Origin of the sequence: Streptomyces sp. NPDC008079, assembly GCF_042957385.1 — a bacterium.
Taxonomy (GTDB): Bacteria; Actinomycetota; Actinomycetes; order Streptomycetales; family Streptomycetaceae; genus Actinacidiphila.
In genome coordinates, this window is sequence record NZ_JBIBIC010000005.1 from 399,062 (window position 1) to 415,683 (window position 16,622).

Genomic DNA, 16,622 nt, shown 5'->3' on the forward strand with positions numbered 1-16,622 from the left:
GCCCCCAACTGCCGTCGCCACAACGACAGTCGTCTACCCCCGAGGATCGCGCGAACGCGTCGTCACGATGTCAAGCCCGGTGCCGGTGCGGCCCCCTCCGAAAGATCTTGGCCCGTACAGGTCACTGCCCGTACGGACCCCATCACGGTGTGCCGCTGGCCCCCCGGGGGGGCATCGGTCATCCTCGGAGGAAAAACAGCCCCAAGCTGGTCCCCGCGCACCTGTCGGGGACCGAGCCCGTCGTCGGGGGCAACTCGTCCTGGGGCGGCGTCAGCGGGGGCGTCGGCGGGTGTGCTTGTCGCCGAGGGTGGAGGGCAGGAAGAGGATGTCCTTCTGGTTGAGGTTGACCCCCGGCGGGACGATCTCGTCGATGCGGTCCAGTACGTCGTCGCTGAGTGCGACATCGGCGCCGGCCAGCAGGTCGGTGAGCTGCGCGGGGGTGCGCGGACCGAGCAGGACCGAGGTGACCGCCGGGTGGGTCAGCACGAACGCGGTGGCCAGATGGGCGAGTTTCAGCCCCGCTTCGGCGGCCAGTTCGGTGAGCTCTCCGACGGCCTTCGCCTTGGCCCGGTTCCCCGGTTCCGCCTGGTCGAACAGGGGCGTGGCGGCTCCCGCGTTGCGGTGACCGGCGGTGGGATCGGCGCGGCCGGAGAGCCAGCCGGATCCGAGCGGGCCGAAGGTGAGGACGCCCATGCCGTATCGCTGGGCGGTCGGCAGCGTGGTGGCCTCGACGCCGCGCAGCAGGACGTTGTACGGCGGCTGCTCGGACCGGAAGCGGTGGTGGTGGCCGCGCTCGGCGGCCCACTGCGCCTCGACCGTCTGCTCCGGGTGGAACAGAGACGAGCCGATCGCCCGTACTTTCCCGGCCCGGATCAGGTCCGAGAGCGCGGAAAGCGTCTCGTCGAGGTCCGTGAACGGATCCCAGCGGTGCATCTGGTAGAGGTCGATGCGGTCGGTGCCGAGACGGCGCAGGCTCCCCTCCACCGCCTGGGTGATCCACCTGCGGGATCCGCCCCGCCGGTTGTCGTCCGATCCGATCGGCAGCCCGAATTTGGTGGCGAGGACGACCTCGTCGCGCCGCCCCTTCAGCGCCTTGCCGACGATCTCCTCGCTCTCACCCGCGGAATAGACGTCCGCGGTGTCGATGAAGTTGATGCCTGCGTCCAGCGCGGTGTGGATCATCGCCACGGACTCGCCGTGGTCGGTGTTGCCCATCGCGCCGAGCATCATCGTCCCGAGGGCGAATTCGCTCACCGACATACCCGTACCGCCGAGGACTCTGCGTTTCATGGTGCGCTCTCCACTGTCGTGCCGGTCTCATCCGGCAATACGTCCGGCACTACGTCCGGCACTTCGTACGGCAATACGTCCAGCACTTCGTACGGCAACTCGTCCGACCACCGTCCGGCTACGGCGGCCGGCCCGCCCGTCGTCAGCCCTCGACGCTCGCGGGGACCTCACCAGGGCGGTCGACCACGCCGCGCCGCATGACGGCATTCACGCCGTACAACGTCTCGACGGCGGTGCCGTCGCCCTGGTGACCGATCATGTAGGACCGCGAGCCCAGATACGTGAGCGTGGCCTTGTCGAAGATCCACGTGTCGCGGGTGGCGGCTCCGGGGTCGTGGCGAGTGATGCCGAAGCCGTGCCGGCCCGCCGCGTCGACGGCGTCGGGCACCACGCGGACGCCGGGGATCTTCTCCACGACCTGGTACAGCGCGGCCGCGGTGGCCGGGGGCATGATCGCCGTGCTCAGCATCCCGCCGATGTTCGAGAAGACGGTCTCGTCCAGCGAGGAGGTGCCCCACGGCTCGGTCTCGGCGTAGAGCAGCGCGCGCAGCGCCTCGGGGTCCGTGGGCAGCGTGGCCAGCCACTTGTAGGTGGGGTGGTCAAGTCCCGCGTACACGGGCGAGGTGGCCACCATGGGCCCCAGCCCCGGCATCACCGCGTCCTTCCCCGATTCACGGATCCAGCCCTCCTCCGTCATGGGGCCGGGGCGCTGGACGGTCCAGTACTCCTGCTTGTGCAGCGCGCCGAGCCGGACCTGGCCGCCGAACGCGCCCTTGTTCCCCCGGGTCAGCGTCTCGACATACACGAACTGGTCGTCCTTCACCGGCGTCACGTTGCCCGTCATGGCGACGGCGGCGATGCGGCTGAGCGTGGCGGACGCGCTGTTGTAGTGCGCCGGAGGGGCCGCGGGGAAGTGCCCAGGGGCGTGTCCGCCGCCGGACGCGGTGACGACGAGCACGGCGGTCAGTGCGGCCGCCACGGGAAGCACCATCATCGGACGCGGTTGCCGGCGGCGGCGCTGCGGGGTCGCCGCCGCCACCACCACCATCGGCGCCACCATCGGCGTCGTCGTCGTACGGGTCCCGCGGGCGAGGTCCTGGTCGATCCGCCGCATCAGAACGTCCTTGAGGTGCCGATGGCGGCTCGGCGAAAGGTGGTCCCAGGCGGCCGAGGCGGCCAGCAGTTCTTCCGCCTCGGCCGGGACGGTGGCGGGCGCGTTGTCAGCCTTCATCGGGTTTCCTCCTGCAAGAAGAGCGCCGCGAACACGGCCTCGCCGTCTTTCTCTCCGGGAACGCGGTCCGGTTCCCCCGCCGTGTCGCGTGCCGGTACGGCGCTCAGCTCGGCCAGTCGCTTGCGGGCGCGCGAGAGCCGCGAGCGCACGGTGCCGACCGGGATGCCCAGTGCCTCGGCGGCTTGCCGGTAGTCCAGCCCGGCCGCCACGCACAGGGCGATCACCTCCCTGTCCTGGCGGCGAAGTCGGCGCAGCGTCTCGTGGACGGCGGCCAGCCGTCGCGCGTCGTCGATCCGGCCGATCGCCTCCTCCGCGAAGTCCTCGACCGCGCGGGGCTCCGGGCTGCGCGCGAGGAAGGCGAGCCTGCGCCACCGTCCGCGGTTGGCGTTGTGCGCCTTGTGCGTGGCGATGCCCAGGAGCCATGGCGTGAGGGACCCGCCCTCCGGCTCCACGGTCTCCCGCCCGCGCCAGGCGGCCAGGAAGGTCTCGGACATCACGTCCTCGGCCTCCGGCCAACTCCCGGTCAGCCGCAGCGCATGGTTGTAGACCGCCCGCGCGCTCTGTTCGTACAGCTCGGCGAACGCGGAACGGTCTCCGGCACGGATCCGCCCACGCAACGGCTCCGCTGGTTCTGTTTGCGTCACACTCATTACTCTCCGCAGCACCGGCCGAGTTCCTGTGTCCGCCGTCACAGCCGCCCGCCCGCCCGCTTCCCGCGCCCGAGAGTAACGGTGCGTCCGGTTTGCACAAAGGGCTGACGGTGCGCTCCCTTATCCGGTGAAGTACGGGTCTGCCGGGCCCGCAAGGGGGGTGCCCGGCCTCGTTCTCGACGTCTGCTCCTACGACAACGCCCGCGTCGCCTTCACGAGCTGCTGACCGGGGCCCGCGGCGCTCCGTCCCGCCACCGACGGAGCGCCGGGGTTCGTATGACGCAATCCGCCCTCGCGGCTCAGGGCCGAGAGAGGTCTCTGCGGGATCAGGGCCTTGCGGGGGCGTCGGCGAAGTCGGGGAGGTCGGGGGTGAGGAGGTCCGCGACGGCGCCGTCGAGGAGTTCGGCGGTCTCGGTGGAGCGGGGGAGCATGGTGCTCTCGTAGGCGCGGACGGCGTCGGCGACGGTGGCCTCGGTGGCCAGGGCGACGGCGAGTTCACCGGCGTCGAGCATGGCGAGGTTGACGCCGACGCCCAGCGGGGGCATGAGGTGGGCGGCGTCGCCCAGGAGTGTCACGGTGGGGTGCGGCTCCCAGGTGTGCGGGACCGGCAGGGCGAAGATCGGCCGCTGGACGTAGGGGCCGTCGTTGTCGGTGATGAGCCGTCGCATGGGCGCCGACCAGTGGGCGAACCGCTCCTGGAGCAGGGCGCGGACGGCGTCGGTGTCGTCGGCGGCCAGGCCGCCGCGGCTGATCCAGTCGGCCGGGACCTGCTGGACGATGTAGACGCGGATGTGATCGCCGCCGTTGCGCTGGGCCACCAGCGCGCGTGCGCCGTCGCCCGCGTGGGCCATGCCCTGGCCGACCAGTTCGGCGATCTCGGGGTGGCTGTTGTCGACGTCGTCGAACCAGGCCTCCAGGAAGCTCACCCCCGTGTACGCGGGGACGGCGGGCGAGACGGCCGGGCGTACGCGTGACGAGGCGCCGTCGGCGCCGATGACCAGGTCGGTCTCCACGGTGGTGCCGTCGGTGAAGCGCAGCAGCCGCGGTCCCTCGGCGGGACCGCCGACGGACTCAAGTCCCTTTCCCCAGCGGATCGTTCCCGGTTCCACCGACCGCAGGAGCAGGTCGCGCAGCACCCCGCGGTCGATCTCCGGCTTGAACAGCTCGTCGGCTTCCGGGACGTGCCGGACGGTGATCGTGCCGTCCGGGTCCAGCAGCCGCATCTCCTGGCCCTCGGGCCGGGACAGCGCGAAGAACTCCTCCAGCAGACCGGCCTCGCGCAGGGCGATCTGGCCGTTGTCGGCGTGCAGGTCCAGGGAGCCGCCCTGGTCGCGGACGTCGGGACCGGCCTCGCGGTCGTAGACGGTGACCGCGAGGCCGCGCCGCTGGAGGATGCGGGCGCAGGTCAGGCCGCCGGGTCCCGCGCCGATGACGCTGATCCTGGCCTGGGCCGGTGCTACGGGGTTCGTGGGGTTCATGGGTGGTTCCTCTCGCCGACGCCGGACGGCCGCGGCCCGATGCCGCAGGCATGTCCAGCGCCGTCACATTATTCGAACGCCTCCAAACATACAACGACTCCAATAATGGTGCGATGACAACTTTCGGGGTACGGTCGGCGCATGGACGACACCATCGGCCGGGCCGCCCCCGCCGGAAGGCGCGAACGCAAGAAGGCCGCCACCCGGCAGGCGATCGCCGACGCCGCGCTGCGGCTGTTCCTGGACCGCGGATACGACCAGGTGAGCGTCCGCGAGATCGCCGAGTCCGCCGATGTGTCGGTGTCGACGGTGTTCAACTACTTTCCCGGCGGCAAGGAGGCCCTGGTCTTCGACGAGGACGCCGGGAACGAGGCCCGCCTGGTCGCCGCGGTGACCGACCGCCCCGCGGACCGGACGATCCCCGAGGCCCTGCGCGCGCACTTCACGGGCTTCGCCACCTCACCCCACACGCGTGACCCGCGCTTCGCCGACCTCCAGGAGCTCGTCCGGCAGACCCCGGCCCTGCGCGAGTACGCGCGCGCGATGACCCTGCGCCACGAGAACGCCCTGGCCGTCGCCCTCGCCGAGCAGACCGGCCGCCCCCACGACGACCTGCTCTGCGCCGCCTACGCCCGCTTCACCCTGGAAACCCTCGCCTTCGCCGGTTCCCGTCCCGATCCCGTCGCCGCGATCGACCAGGCGATGCTCCTGCTCGACCGGGGATGGACGGCCGCGGTCACCCCGCCCGGCCCCGCCGCCCCGACGGCGGGTCAGATGTTGTAGTGGTTCTCGTAGTACCGAGCCACCAGCTCGCGGTAGTGGGTATCACCGGTGTGCTCGTCCACGACGAACTCCGGGGAGCTCTTGATCTGGTCCTTCGTGAGATCGACGAAGATCTTCTGTTCTGCCGTGTCAATCGACCGTACGGTGCCCGCGGGGAGCAGTACGTGCTTGCCGAAGATCCACACGCCGGTATCGACGACCAGATACGCCGAGTCGAAGTCGTCGGAGTGCTTGTCGACCTTGCCGATGTGACCGTCCGTCGCCTCGACCTGGTAACCGATCAGGTCGGTCCCCGCCGTATGGCCGGTGGTGTGCTGATAGCCCCAGATGTTGTCCCTCATGTCGCGGCTCCTCCATCGGAAACGTCGCGCCCCGAGTGACGAGAATGCCGTCGCGGCATCTGCTCGCCGGTGACGCGTACTCAGACGGTCGCGTGCCCGCCCGCCCCGCGCCCACACCTCAGGCCCCGACTCGCCCGCCCGAACGACCTCAACGCCCGACCGACCTCAGCGATCGAACGGTCTCAGCGATCGGCGAGCAGCTCGCGAGCCGCGCGGGCGCCGGAGGCCATCGCCCCCTGGACCGAGCCGGTGGCCCGGTGATCGCCGCAGACGTAGCGGCCGGGCGAGACCCGCGTGGTACGGCTGAGCGGCCACGGCGGCGGCATGGCGGGCAGCGCTTCGGCGACGCGGTAGGCGGCCACCGGCTCCCACGTCGTGGTGTCGGTCTCGTAGAGCTCGGCCAGTACCCGGCGCACCTCCGCCTCGCCGCCCTCGGTCTCGTCGACTCCGAGCACGGAGGTGGAGACCAGGGCCCGGCCGGGCGGCGCGTAGGTGGGACTGACCTCGCTGAGCACGACGGTGTTGAGCACGCGCCGTGCGGTGTCCACGATGAGCGTCGGTTCGGCCCGCGGTCGTTCAGGAGCCGCGTGGTAGTACGTGGTGACCGATCGCGTCGCCGATACGCGCAGGCCGGGTACGAGTGAGGCCGCGGCGGCCGGGCCGGCGGCGACGACCACCGCGGGCGCGGCCAGTTCGTCACCGCGGGCCGTCAGCACCCCGTCGTCGGTGAGCCGTTCCACGGGGACGTCGAAGGCGACGGTGCCGTCCGGCAGCGCGGCCGCCATCAACTCGGGCACCGCGGCGACTCCCCGAGCGGGCAGGCACAGCGTGCCGCGCAGCATGGAGCGCCACACCAGATGGAAGAACCGGCTGGAGGTCTCCAGCTCGTCCTCCAGGAAGACTCCCGACAGAAACGGCCGGAACAGGGTTTCGACCAGTTCGTCGCCGATGCCCGCCTGCGCGAGCGCGGTGCGGGTCGTGCGGTCCGTCTGGCGTTTGAGGACGCGGGGCGGCGCCAGCAGGTCGCGGCCGCTCATCATGGCGAGTCCGGCGAGATCACGCAGCGTGGCCAACCGCCCGGGCCGCAGGTCGGCCGCCATCCGCGGGTGACGCGTCGGGTCGCCCAGGCGGAGCTTCCCCTGAGGGGTGTGCACCAGAAGGCCGGGCGTGAACGGCCGCAGGCGCAGCTCGCTCAGCCGCAGGCGACGGCGCAACTGCGGGTAGGAGGTGTTGACCACCTGGAAGCCGCGGTCGAAGCGGAACCCGTCGCGTACGTCGGTACGCATCCTGCCGCCCGCCGCGTCCGACGCTTCCAGCACTCGCACGCGCAGCCCCGCGGCCACCAGGTCCTGCGCGCAGGCCAGCCCCGCCACACCCGCGCCGACGACCACCACGTCTACGGCGCCCTCACTCGCTCCGCGTGTCATTCGAGCCTCCCGCCCCGCGACGGGCAACGCGGATTCGGCGACGCGCTGCCTCTTCCTGCGGATCATGGCAGGCCGTCGGCGGCCCCGCACGTCTGCCACGGCCTGTGAGCCCATGGGATCACCGGCTCCGCGCGGGCGCCCGCCGGTGGACGGGTCCTGCCACCGCCGTGACAGGACCCGTCTTCACCGTCGGCCGGAGGGGGAGGCGGCGGACGGGTGCGCGGTGGTCAGCCGCAGGGAAGCGCCCCCGGGGTCAGGGTCACCTGGTGGCTGAGGTCACCGTCGAAGCGGAAGGTGTTCACGGCGGTGCCCTGGCAGGTGTAGCGGACGATGCCGACGCCGTACGCCACCGCGGTGATCGTGCCCGTACTGCTGACCTTCTCGATCACGGCGTAGGCGGGCTGGCTGACGCCGTTGCAGACCTTGCTGTTGTAGATCGAGAGCTGGCCGTAGATGAAGTCGAAGTCGGTGTAGTACTGGCAGCCGCTGGGCCAGTCCGTGGTGCTCGCGGACGCGGTGGCGGCGCCCGGTACCAGCAGGGCGGCCAGGGCCGCGGTACACGCGGCGGCGGTCAGACGGAGCTTTCTCACAGGTCGTTGTCCCTTCGATGGGCGGGGGGAGCGGAACGAGCCGGAAGCAGCATCCGTGGGACGGGGCGGGGTCTCCGCGCGCCACCGATCGTAGGTTCGGCGACACAGTCGCGCAATAAGCCGGGCAAGTGAAAGAAATTTCCGTAACTCAGCCTGAAAAGAAGTGAGTTCAGTGATGCGTCAGGGGCGTCGGAGGATGGCGGGAGGGGCTGCCGGTGACACCGGGGCGCGAGACGCCGGGGCGAGGTGAGGCCGCGGTCGGTCGGCCGCGCGGCAGCGCGCCGACCGGGCAGGACGGGATGTCCTGCCCGGTCGGCGGGCTCGCTCGGAGGGAATGCGGCCTGCTCGGAGAAGCTTCGGCCCGCTCGGAGAAGCCTCGGCCCGCTCAGAGGAAGTAGCGGAGCCAGATGTAGAGCCAGGCGATCACGCAGCTCATGGTCGTCACGATGATGCCGTAACGGGTGAACTGCCAGAACGAGATGCGGTGGCCGCTGCGGGCGGCGATGCCGATCGCCACCACGTTGGCGCTGGCCGCCACCGCCGTGCCGTTGCCGCCGAAGTCCGCGCCGAGGGCGAAGGCCCACCAGATCGCCTGACCGGTGCGCTCGTCGGGCGCCTCGGCCACCAGCCCTTCGACCACCGGGGCCATGGAGGCGACGTACGGGATGTTGTCGAAGAAGGCCCCCAGGATCGCCGAACCGAACAGCAGGGCGGTCGCGGCGCCGAAGAAGTTGCCGTCCACCTGGCCGACCACCCAATCGCCGAACGTGCTGATCACCCCGGTGTGCCCCAGACCGGCGACCATCACGAACAGGCCCATGAAGAAGACCAGGGTGGGCCACTCGACCTCGTTGAGCACCTCGGTGACGTCCATCCGGGAGACCAGCAGCATCAGCCCGGCGCCGACCAGCGCCACCACCGAAGGGTCGAGGTGCAGCACGGAGTGCAGCGAGAAGGCGACCACCACCAGCGCGAGTACGGCCAGGCAGCGCACCAGCAGCCGTACGTCCGTGATCGCCCGCCGCTCCTGCAACGCCAGGACAGCGTTGACGTGCTCCGGGTTGTACCGGAACGACTTGCGGAACAGCACCCGGGTGAAGAGCACGAAGACCGCGAAGATCACGACGACGATCGGGGCCATGTGCACCAGGAAGTCCGTGAAGGTCAGCCCGGCGCGGCTGCCGATGATGATGTTCGGCGGATCGCCGATCAGGGTCGCGGCGCCGCCGATGTTGGAGGCCAGGATCTCCGCGATCAGGTACGGCTGCGCGGGGATGTGCAGCCGGTTGCAGACCACCACCGTCACCGGGGCGACCAGCATGATCGTGGTGACGTTGTCCAGGAACGGCGACGCGACAGCGGTGATCAGCATCAGCATGACCATCAGCCGGTACGGCCGGCCGCCCGACCGCTTCGCGGACCAGATGGCGAGGTAGTCGAAGAGGCCGGTCTGCTTCAGCACCCCGACGATGATCATCATCCCGAGCAGCAGGAGGATGACCTCCCAGTCGACCCCGGCGTGCTGGGAGAACCACACCTCGGCTCCGGGCGCGAGGCCGAACACCAGCATCACGGCGGCCGCGACCAGTACGACTTTGACCTTGTCGACCTTCTCGGTGGCGATGAAGAAGAACGCCACCGAGAAGATGGCCAGCGCGACGACGGCGCTCACCGGTCACCCCCCGACCGGCTCGCGCCGCCGCACGACGGACTCAGCCGTCCCGGCGGGAGCAGACGTCCGGGCGCGATCAGCCGTCCCGGCCCCATGAGACGTCCGGGCGCGATCAGACGTCCGGGTGGGCCACCGCGAATTCGGCGATCACCCGCTCCAGCGTGATCGCCCCGACCAGCACACCGGCGTGGTCGACCACCGCCACCAGCGGGCTGCGCTGCCCGGCCATCAGGGCGGCCACTTCCAGCAGCGTCCCGTCCAGGCCGACCGTGACCACCCGGGCCAGCCCCTGGTGCAGGCAGTCGCCCACGGTCAGGTCGCCGAGTTCGTCCCAGTAGTGATCCGCGTGCGCCTCGTCGATGGCCCGGGCCAACGCCCGGTCCGCCCGGTAGCTGTCGGGCACCGCCATCCGCAGCACCTGCGTGCCCGGCAGCACCGTACGCGGTCGGCCCCTGTCGTCCACCACGATCATGCCGGGCAACCGGCGTAGCGCCATCAACCGGACCGCGTGGGCCACGGAGTCCCGAACGGTCACCGTCGGTACGGTCACGGCGATCTGCTGTGCCTGCATTCCACCAACTCCCCTGGCCTGGACCAACCTTCGGATACGTCCTGATCACGCGAACCCGCCCTGGAGCTCGGCGAGCCGGCGTTCCAGGCTCGCCAGCCGGTCGGCGACCGAGACGCTGTGCAGCACCTCGGCGACCTGGTCGGCCTCGTCGAGGTCCAGTTCGATCTGGTTGACCGGTACGTCCGGATCGCCCGCGCCGTAGCAGAGCAGCGATCGGCGGCCGGACTGATGCACAAGTACGCCGAAGCGCTGCCCTTCACGGGTCGAGAAGTGGTTGACGACGCCGACGCCGAAAACACTGGTGCGGGTGATCTCCACTGAGGGCTCCTTCGGGTCATTCGAGCAAGGGAGGCTGGTCCCCCTCTACGTTTCGGGAATTCGGCCGGCCCGGCCATGGGGTCCGACACCCATCTCTGCCCGCGCGGAACATGCAGGTGAACGGGGTTGTGGATGGGTGAGCGACCCGATGGACAAACGGGCCGCTCCCGAGCGAGGCTGGCACGGTGACCAATTCCGCTGACCGGGCAGCCATTCCCGAGCCCGGCCGCCGAGAGGAGCCCGGGCACCGAGAAGAAGCCGACCGCCGAGGGACGGACGGACGCCGAGAAGAGGCCGACCGCCGAGGCAAGGACGGGCGCCGGGACGAGCCCGGCCGCAGGGCACCTGCCCAGGCGTTGTTCCGCCGCCTGGTCGTGCTGAACGGCCTGGTCTTCACGATCGGTACGCTCGTGCTCGCGCTCTCACCGGCCACCGTCTCCTCACGGGTACGGCTGGCCGAGATCCCGGTGCTGATCGTCGGACTGGCGCTCATCCTGACGGTGAACGCCCTGCTGTTGCGGGCCAGCCTGGCCCCGCTCGAAGCGCTGACCGCGCTGATGCGCCGGGTGGACCTGCTGCGCGGCGGGGACCGGCTGGCGGACTCCGGCAACGGTGACCTGGCGGACCTGATCGCGACCTTCAACGCGATGCTGGACCGGCTGGGGGCCGAACGCAGCGCCAGCAGCGCGGACGCGCTCGCCGCCCAGGAGGCGGAGCGGCAGCGGATCGCGCGGGAACTGCACGACGAGATCGGGCAGAGTCTCACGGTGGTCTTGCTCGGCCTCAAGCGGGCCGTGGACCGGGCCCCGGACGACCTGCGCGACGACCTGCACGCCGTGCAGGAGACGGTGCGGTCCAGCCTCGACGACGTGGGACGGGTGGCCCGCAGGCTCCGCCCGGACGTGCTGGAGGATCTCGGGCTGCTCAGCGCGATGAACGCGCTGGCGACGGAGTTCTCGCAGGTCAGCGGGGTGCCGGTGGTCCGGCGGGCGAAGCCGGACCTGCCCGCGCTGAGCACGGAGAAGGAACTGGTGATCTACCGGATCGCCCAGGAGAGCCTGACCAACGTGGCCCGGCACGCCGGGGCCGGCCGGGTCGAGCTGTCGCTGCGGCCCGAGGCGGACACGGTCGTGCTGCGGGTCGCCGACGACGGCCTCGGCGAGGTGAGCCGGGAGGGCGCCGGCATCCGGGGAATGCGGGAACGGGCGCTGCTGATCGACGCGCGGCTGTCCATCACCGCCGTGCCCGGCACCGGCACCGAGGTCCGGCTGACCGTTCCCGCCGACGGCCCGATTCCGTCGGCGGCGGAGAGGAAGCGGGGGTAAGCGTGTCCACGACCAAGACCCGGATCATGCTGGCGGACGACCACGCACTGGTCCGGCGGGGCCTGCGACTGATTCTCGACGCCGAGCCCGACATGACGGTGGTCGCCGAGGCCGCCGACGGGGCGGAAGCGGTGGAGATGATCCGCGGGTCCGAGATCGACCTGGCGATTCTGGACATCGCGATGCCGCGGATGACCGGCCTGCAAGCGGCCCGTGAGATCTCCCGGCGAGCCCCCGGCGTACGCATCCTGATGCTTTCGATGCACGACAACGAGCAGTACTTCTTCGAGGCGCTCCGGGCCGGCGCGTCCGGATACGTGCTCAAGTCGGTCGCCGACCGGGACCTGCTGGAGGCGGTCAGGTCGGCGATGCGCGGCGAGCCGTTCCTCTATCCCGGCGCGATCACCGCGCTGATCCGGGACTACCTGCATCGGGCCAGGCAGGGCGAGAAGCTGCCGGAGAGCATCCTCACGCCGCGGGAGGAGGAGGTCACCAAGCTGATCGCCGAGGGGAATTCGGCGAAGGAGATCGCCGAGACGCTGGTGATCAGCGTGAAGACCGTCGACCGGCACCGGGCGAACATCCTCCAGAAGCTCGGCATGCGCGACCGGATCGACCTCACCCGGTACGCGATCCGGGCCGGCCTCGTCGAACCCTGAGGCCCGGGGCCGCGGCTGGGTCCGGCACCGGGCAGGGGTCCGGCGCCGGGTCCGGGTCCGGCGCGCCGCACGCGGCGACATCAGCGGCGCTTCCCGATGGCCCCCGCGACCTCGCGCCAGGACGAGTCAAGGACGTCCGAAGGACCCGTTTCCCTGGCTTGTGAGCCCGCCGCGCCGGTGGGCGGGGAGTCCCGTCACCCGGCTGATAGGAGCCCACATGAGAAAACCCCTGCCTCGTATCGCCGCCGCGGTGGCGATGGCCGCGGGACTGATCTTGGCCACCACGGGATCCGCCGACGCCGCGCCCGCCTGGTCGTGGCAGACCGGCCACATCTACCGGCTCGAATCGTTGTCGCCGGACGCGGGCAACACCTGCATGCAGGACTCCCGCGAGTTGACCACCTATCACGGGCATCCGGTCGACTGGGTCCGCAACGCTCCGTGCGATCTCTACGACACGTCGTACCGGTGGCAGGTCGTCATCAACGCCAGCTACACCGGGGGATGGCAGGAGTGGCGGCTCGTCACCCGCCAGGCTCACGGCATCACCCAGGTCGTGCTCCAGAACGGGCGGTACCAGGAAGACCACGCCAACATGTGCGCCGATCTCTCCCTCCAGTACGGCCTGCGCGGCTATCCGTGCAATGGAACGTCCCAGGACTCGGGATACCAGGCGTGGCTCGTCTTCGACGTGGCCACCTGAGTCCGCCTGTCGACGGAAGCCGCCGTCGAAGGAAGTCCCCTGTCCAAGGCCGTCGTCCGGCTGGTGACGGACACCGTCCGTACCATCAGCACCTTTTCCCACGAAACGGGGTAACAGATGAGAAAGCCGCTCTCCGGCCGCCGCCTCGCCGCCGCCTCGCCGCCGCCGCCTCGCCGCCGCCGCGCTGTCCGCGGTCGCTCTCGCGGGCTGTGGTCTGGCGATGGCGCCTGCCGCCTCCGCCGCCACGGCCCCTGCCGGCGCGCCCGCGGCGCAGGTGAAGCCCGACGCCAACCCGAACTCCTGCATCAGCACGCCCACGCAGTGGGGTTACGCGGCCACCACGACGCGGATCATCATCTGCAACACGACCGCTGTCGCCGCCTTCGTCAACGCGGAGAACGCCTTTGTCGCCTGTGTGCCCGCATTGGCCGCCACGATAAAGGACGTCAATGACAGGAACTATGACGTTCTGACGTCCGCGTGCTTCCTCGCGGCGTATGGCTGAACCTGCACCCCTGCGGGCCACGGGGCGGCGCTAAGATCGGTTCTGATGCCGGGTCAGACGGGGGTCCGGCACTGATCGTGGAGTGCCGGGGGCATGAGATTCGGCGTGCTGGGGCCGTTGCACGTCCAGGTCGCGGGGTGCGAAGTCCGACTCGACGGAGCGCGGCAGGCGAAGATGCTTGCCGCGCTTCTGGTCGGCGCGAACAACCTCGTCACCATGGAACAGCTCGTTGCCGTGATGTGGGACGGGAAGGTCCCCGCCACCGCGGTCCGCCAGGTCCAGGACGCCATGTCCGGACTGCGCCGCAACCTCGCCGCGTGCGGGGCGTCGCGTTCCCTGATCAGCACCCGGCGCGGCGGCTACCAGATCCACCTGGAACGGGAGCAGTTGGACCTGCTGGAATTCGACCACCAGCGGCAGCTCGCCGAGCGGCACACCTCACCGTTGGAGACCGCCGTCGCGCTGCGGCGCGCGCTGGCCTGCTGGCGCGGTGACGCCCTGGTCGGCATGGCGAGCCGGGTCCTGGAGCTGGACGCGGCACGGCTGAACGAGAAGCGCGCGGCCACGCACAAGCTCTGCCTGAGCATCGAGGTCGGCCTGGGGCGCCATCGTGAGGTCATCGAGGAACTGACCGCCCTGCTAGGGGAGTTCCCCTTCGACGAGCAGGTCGCCGAGCATTTGATGGTCGCCCTGTACCGGTGCAGGCGGCAGGGCGAGGCGTTACAGGTGTACGAGCGGCTGCGCCGGACGCTCGCGGACGAACTCGGCGTCGATCCCACCCCGCCGCTCCAAGCCCTGCACCAGCGCATTCTGGCCGCCGACCCGTCCCTGGCGGCACCCACCCCGGCCCCGGCCCCGGCGAGCGGCCCCGCGACCACCGGACCGGACGGGCCCGGCGCCGCCGCCGAACCGGCCATGGCGCTGCCGGTACGCCAACTGCCCTTAGGCGTGCATGACTTCGTGGGCCGAGCCGACGCGCTGGCGCAGGTCGCACGGCAGTTGGACGTGTCGGCGCCCGACCGGGCCCCGGTGGCCGTCGTCGTGGGCGGTCCCGGTGTCGGCAAATCCTCCCTGGTGACGCACGCCGCGCGGCTGGCCAGCGCCTCCTTTCCCGACGGCCAGCTCTACCTCGACCTCGCCGGAACGTCGGACGCCCCACGGGACCCGGCGCTGATGCTGGCCGAGGCGCTGCGCGCCTTCGGGGTCGCCGGCAGCGCGATCCCGACCGGCCTGCCCGAACGGGCCGCGCTCTACCGGTCGTTACTGGCGGACCGCCGGATGCTGGTGGTACTGGACGACGCCGGTCACGCCAGTCAGGTGCTGCCCCTGCTGCCGGGCGCCGACGGCTGCGCGGTGCTCATCACCAGTCGCATGCTGCTGACGCAGCTTCCCGGCGCCCGGCACATCGACCTGGACGTGCTGAGCCTGGCGGAGGCGCGGGAGTTGTTCACCGGCATCGTCGGGCGGCGGCGGGTCGAGCGGGAACCGGCGGAGGCCGACGCGATCCTCGCCTGCTGCGACAACCTGCCGCTGGCGATCCGGATCGCCGGCGCCAAGCTCACCGGCCGCCCGGCCTGGTCGCTGCGGGTGCTGCGGGAACGGATCGAGGACGAGTCCCGTCGGCTGGCCGAGCTGAGGATCGGGGACCTCAGCGTGCGAGCCAACGTCGAACTGAGCGTGCGGCTGCTCCCGCCCGACGCGGTACGCGCGCTGAGCCTGCTGGGGCTGCTCGGCGCGTCCACCCTGCCCGGCTGGGTGGTCGGCCCGCTGCTGGACCGCCGCGACGCCGACGACGTGCTGGACACCCTCGTCGACGCCAGCCTGGTCCGTCTCACCAGCACCGACGCCATCGGCCAGCCGCGCTACCGGCTCCACGACCTGATCAGGACCTGTGCCGTGGAGCTCGCCGCACAGCTGCCGGAGGCGGACAGGCGGGACGCGATGGTCCGCGTGCTGGCCACCTGGCTCGATCTGGCCGGGCGCGCCACCGATCGGCTGCCCGCAGGGCTGCTGGTCGCCGAACCCGGTTCCGCGCCGCGCCGTTCGCTGCCGGACGCGGTCGTGGACCGGCTGATGGCCGACCCGGTCGCCTGGTTCGACGCCGAACGCGTCACCCTGCTCGGCGCGGTGCGGCTGGCCGTGGACTGGGGACTGGACGAATTGGCCTGGGAGTTGGCGGCAGGTCCCGCGACCTACTACGACCACCGGTGCCTCTACCAGGACTGGGAGCACGGGCACCTGCTCGCGTGGAAAGCGGCCGAGGCCGCGGGCAATACGCGCGGTGCGTCGGTGCTGCTGCGCGGCCTTGGCCAACTGAACATCTACCGCGACGAGTTCGACGAGGCGACCCGCGCCCTGGAGTCCTCCGCCGCCCTGTGCCAGAACGGCGAGGACAAGCGCGGCCAGGCGTTGGCGATGGCCATGCTGAGCACGATCAGCCGGGTGCAGGGCCGTTACGACGAAGCCGCCGCCCGTATCGAGCGGGCCCTGTCCATCGCGGTCGGTGAGGGCGACCGCCACCTCGAAGCCCAACTGTCGTGTTCGATGGGCGTGATGCGGCTCATGCAGGACGAACTCGACGAGGCGGAGTCCTGGTTCGGCGAGGCGTTGCGCCAGGCCAGGGCGCTCGACGACGGGCATCGGGTGGCGGTCGTGCTGCGGCGGTTCAGCCGGCTGCACGACCGGCGCGGCGATCCGGACGAGGCGCTGCGCTGCCTGGGGCAGGCGCTGGCCGCCTTCGAGGAACTGGCCGACGAGCGGTGCGCCGCGTACACACTGCTGGAAGTCGGCCGCGTGCACGCCGGCCGGCACGACCGGGACCGGGCCGGCCCGGCGCTGGAACGCGCGGCCGGAATCTTCCAACGACACGGCGACCGCCACGACGAAGCCGCGTGCTGGCAACTGCTCGGCGACCTGGACGCCGCCGCCGGAGCCCACGACCTGGCACACCGCCACCACGAACGCGCACTGCGGCTGTGGCAGACCATCGGTGACGCGCACCGGACGAAAGCCCCGGCGCCCCCGTCGTCACCATGACGACGCCGCGCGGTCCGTCCGTACCGCCACCCAGGGGAATTCC

General features: G+C 71.2%; 16 protein-coding genes. 6 read left to right on the forward strand and 10 right to left on the reverse strand.

Going from position 1 to position 16,622, the window contains the following annotated elements:
* Nucleotides 1-270: 270 nt before the first annotated feature.
* From ACFZAM_RS15000 to ACFZAM_RS15015, 4 genes are all read right to left on the reverse strand, one after another.
* A complete protein-coding gene (locus tag ACFZAM_RS15000) occupies nucleotides 271-1,290 on the reverse strand; it encodes an aldo/keto reductase (protein WP_355342545.1) in 1,020 nt (339 codons plus the stop codon).
* Between the two features lie 142 nt (nucleotides 1,291-1,432).
* Nucleotides 1,433-2,521 carry a CU044_5270 family protein gene (locus ACFZAM_RS15005; RefSeq protein ID WP_391046100.1) on the reverse strand — a complete coding sequence of 363 codons (1,089 nt, stop codon included), beginning with the start codon at nucleotides 2,519-2,521 and terminating at the stop codon, nucleotides 1,433-1,435.
* On the reverse strand, nucleotides 2,518-3,171 hold the full coding sequence (locus ACFZAM_RS15010) for an RNA polymerase sigma factor (protein ID WP_355342550.1): 654 nt from the start codon (nucleotides 3,169-3,171) through the stop codon (nucleotides 2,518-2,520). The genes ACFZAM_RS15005 and ACFZAM_RS15010 overlap by 4 nt, the downstream gene beginning before the upstream one ends.
* Nucleotides 3,172-3,497: 326 nt before the next feature.
* Complete coding sequence (locus ACFZAM_RS15015) at nucleotides 3,498-4,649, reverse strand: FAD-dependent monooxygenase (protein WP_391046102.1); 1,152 nt, start codon at nucleotides 4,647-4,649, stop codon at nucleotides 3,498-3,500.
* A gap of 141 nt (nucleotides 4,650-4,790) precedes the next feature.
* Between ACFZAM_RS15015 and ACFZAM_RS15020 the strand changes: the two genes are divergently transcribed.
* Nucleotides 4,791-5,432 (forward strand): TetR family transcriptional regulator, encoded by a 642-nt coding sequence (locus tag ACFZAM_RS15020; protein ID WP_391046105.1) that lies wholly within the window; start codon nucleotides 4,791-4,793, stop codon nucleotides 5,430-5,432.
* Here ACFZAM_RS15020 and ACFZAM_RS15025 read toward each other — a convergent pair.
* From ACFZAM_RS15025 to ACFZAM_RS15050, 6 genes are all read right to left on the reverse strand, one after another.
* Nucleotides 5,420-5,773 carry a PRC-barrel domain-containing protein gene (locus ACFZAM_RS15025; RefSeq protein WP_391046108.1) on the reverse strand — a complete coding sequence of 118 codons (354 nt, stop codon included), beginning with the start codon at nucleotides 5,771-5,773 and terminating at the stop codon, nucleotides 5,420-5,422. The two genes, ACFZAM_RS15020 and ACFZAM_RS15025, sit on opposite strands and share 13 nt — an antisense overlap.
* Nucleotides 5,774-5,955: 182 nt before the next feature.
* On the reverse strand, nucleotides 5,956-7,200 hold the full coding sequence (locus tag ACFZAM_RS15030; protein ID WP_391046110.1) for an FAD-dependent oxidoreductase: 1,245 nt from the start codon (nucleotides 7,198-7,200) through the stop codon (nucleotides 5,956-5,958).
* Nucleotides 7,201-7,427: 227 nt separating this feature from the next.
* Complete coding sequence (locus ACFZAM_RS15035) at nucleotides 7,428-7,790, reverse strand: hypothetical protein (RefSeq protein WP_355342563.1); 363 nt, start codon at nucleotides 7,788-7,790, stop codon at nucleotides 7,428-7,430.
* Nucleotides 7,791-8,175: 385 nt separating this feature from the next.
* A complete protein-coding gene (locus ACFZAM_RS15040; protein ID WP_355342566.1) occupies nucleotides 8,176-9,462 on the reverse strand; it encodes an ArsB/NhaD family transporter in 1,287 nt (428 codons plus the stop codon).
* A gap of 112 nt (nucleotides 9,463-9,574) precedes the next feature.
* Entirely contained in the window at nucleotides 9,575-10,033 is a 459-nt protein-coding gene (locus ACFZAM_RS15045; protein ID WP_355342569.1) for a CBS domain-containing protein, read from the reverse strand.
* Between the two features lie 45 nt (nucleotides 10,034-10,078).
* Nucleotides 10,079-10,351: a hypothetical protein gene (locus ACFZAM_RS15050; RefSeq protein ID WP_188280217.1), complete on the reverse strand. Its 273-nt coding sequence runs from the start codon at nucleotides 10,349-10,351 to the stop codon at nucleotides 10,079-10,081.
* 356 nt (nucleotides 10,352-10,707) lie between these two features.
* Here ACFZAM_RS15050 and ACFZAM_RS15055 point away from each other — a divergent pair, with 356 nt between their 5' ends.
* From ACFZAM_RS15055 to ACFZAM_RS15075, 5 genes are all read left to right on the forward strand, one after another.
* Nucleotides 10,708-11,676, forward strand: coding sequence for a histidine kinase (locus ACFZAM_RS15055; protein WP_391046210.1), 969 nt, complete (start codon nucleotides 10,708-10,710; stop codon nucleotides 11,674-11,676).
* 26 nt (nucleotides 11,677-11,702) lie between these two features.
* A complete protein-coding gene (locus ACFZAM_RS15060; protein ID WP_188280250.1) occupies nucleotides 11,703-12,335 on the forward strand; it encodes a response regulator transcription factor in 633 nt (210 codons plus the stop codon).
* A 217-nt stretch (nucleotides 12,336-12,552) separates the two neighbouring features.
* Nucleotides 12,553-13,038, forward strand: a complete 486-nt coding sequence (locus tag ACFZAM_RS15065; RefSeq protein WP_391046115.1) for a hypothetical protein — start codon at nucleotides 12,553-12,555, stop codon at nucleotides 13,036-13,038.
* A gap of 220 nt (nucleotides 13,039-13,258) precedes the next feature.
* Nucleotides 13,259-13,543 carry a hypothetical protein gene (locus tag ACFZAM_RS15070; RefSeq protein WP_391046116.1) on the forward strand — a complete coding sequence of 95 codons (285 nt, stop codon included), beginning with the start codon at nucleotides 13,259-13,261 and terminating at the stop codon, nucleotides 13,541-13,543.
* Nucleotides 13,544-13,636: 93 nt separating this feature from the next.
* The gene (locus ACFZAM_RS15075; RefSeq protein WP_391046118.1) at nucleotides 13,637-16,579 is read left to right on the forward strand and encodes a BTAD domain-containing putative transcriptional regulator; all 2,943 of its coding nucleotides are present in this window, start codon (nucleotides 13,637-13,639) and stop codon (nucleotides 16,577-16,579) included.
* Nucleotides 16,580-16,622 lie beyond the last annotated feature (43 nt).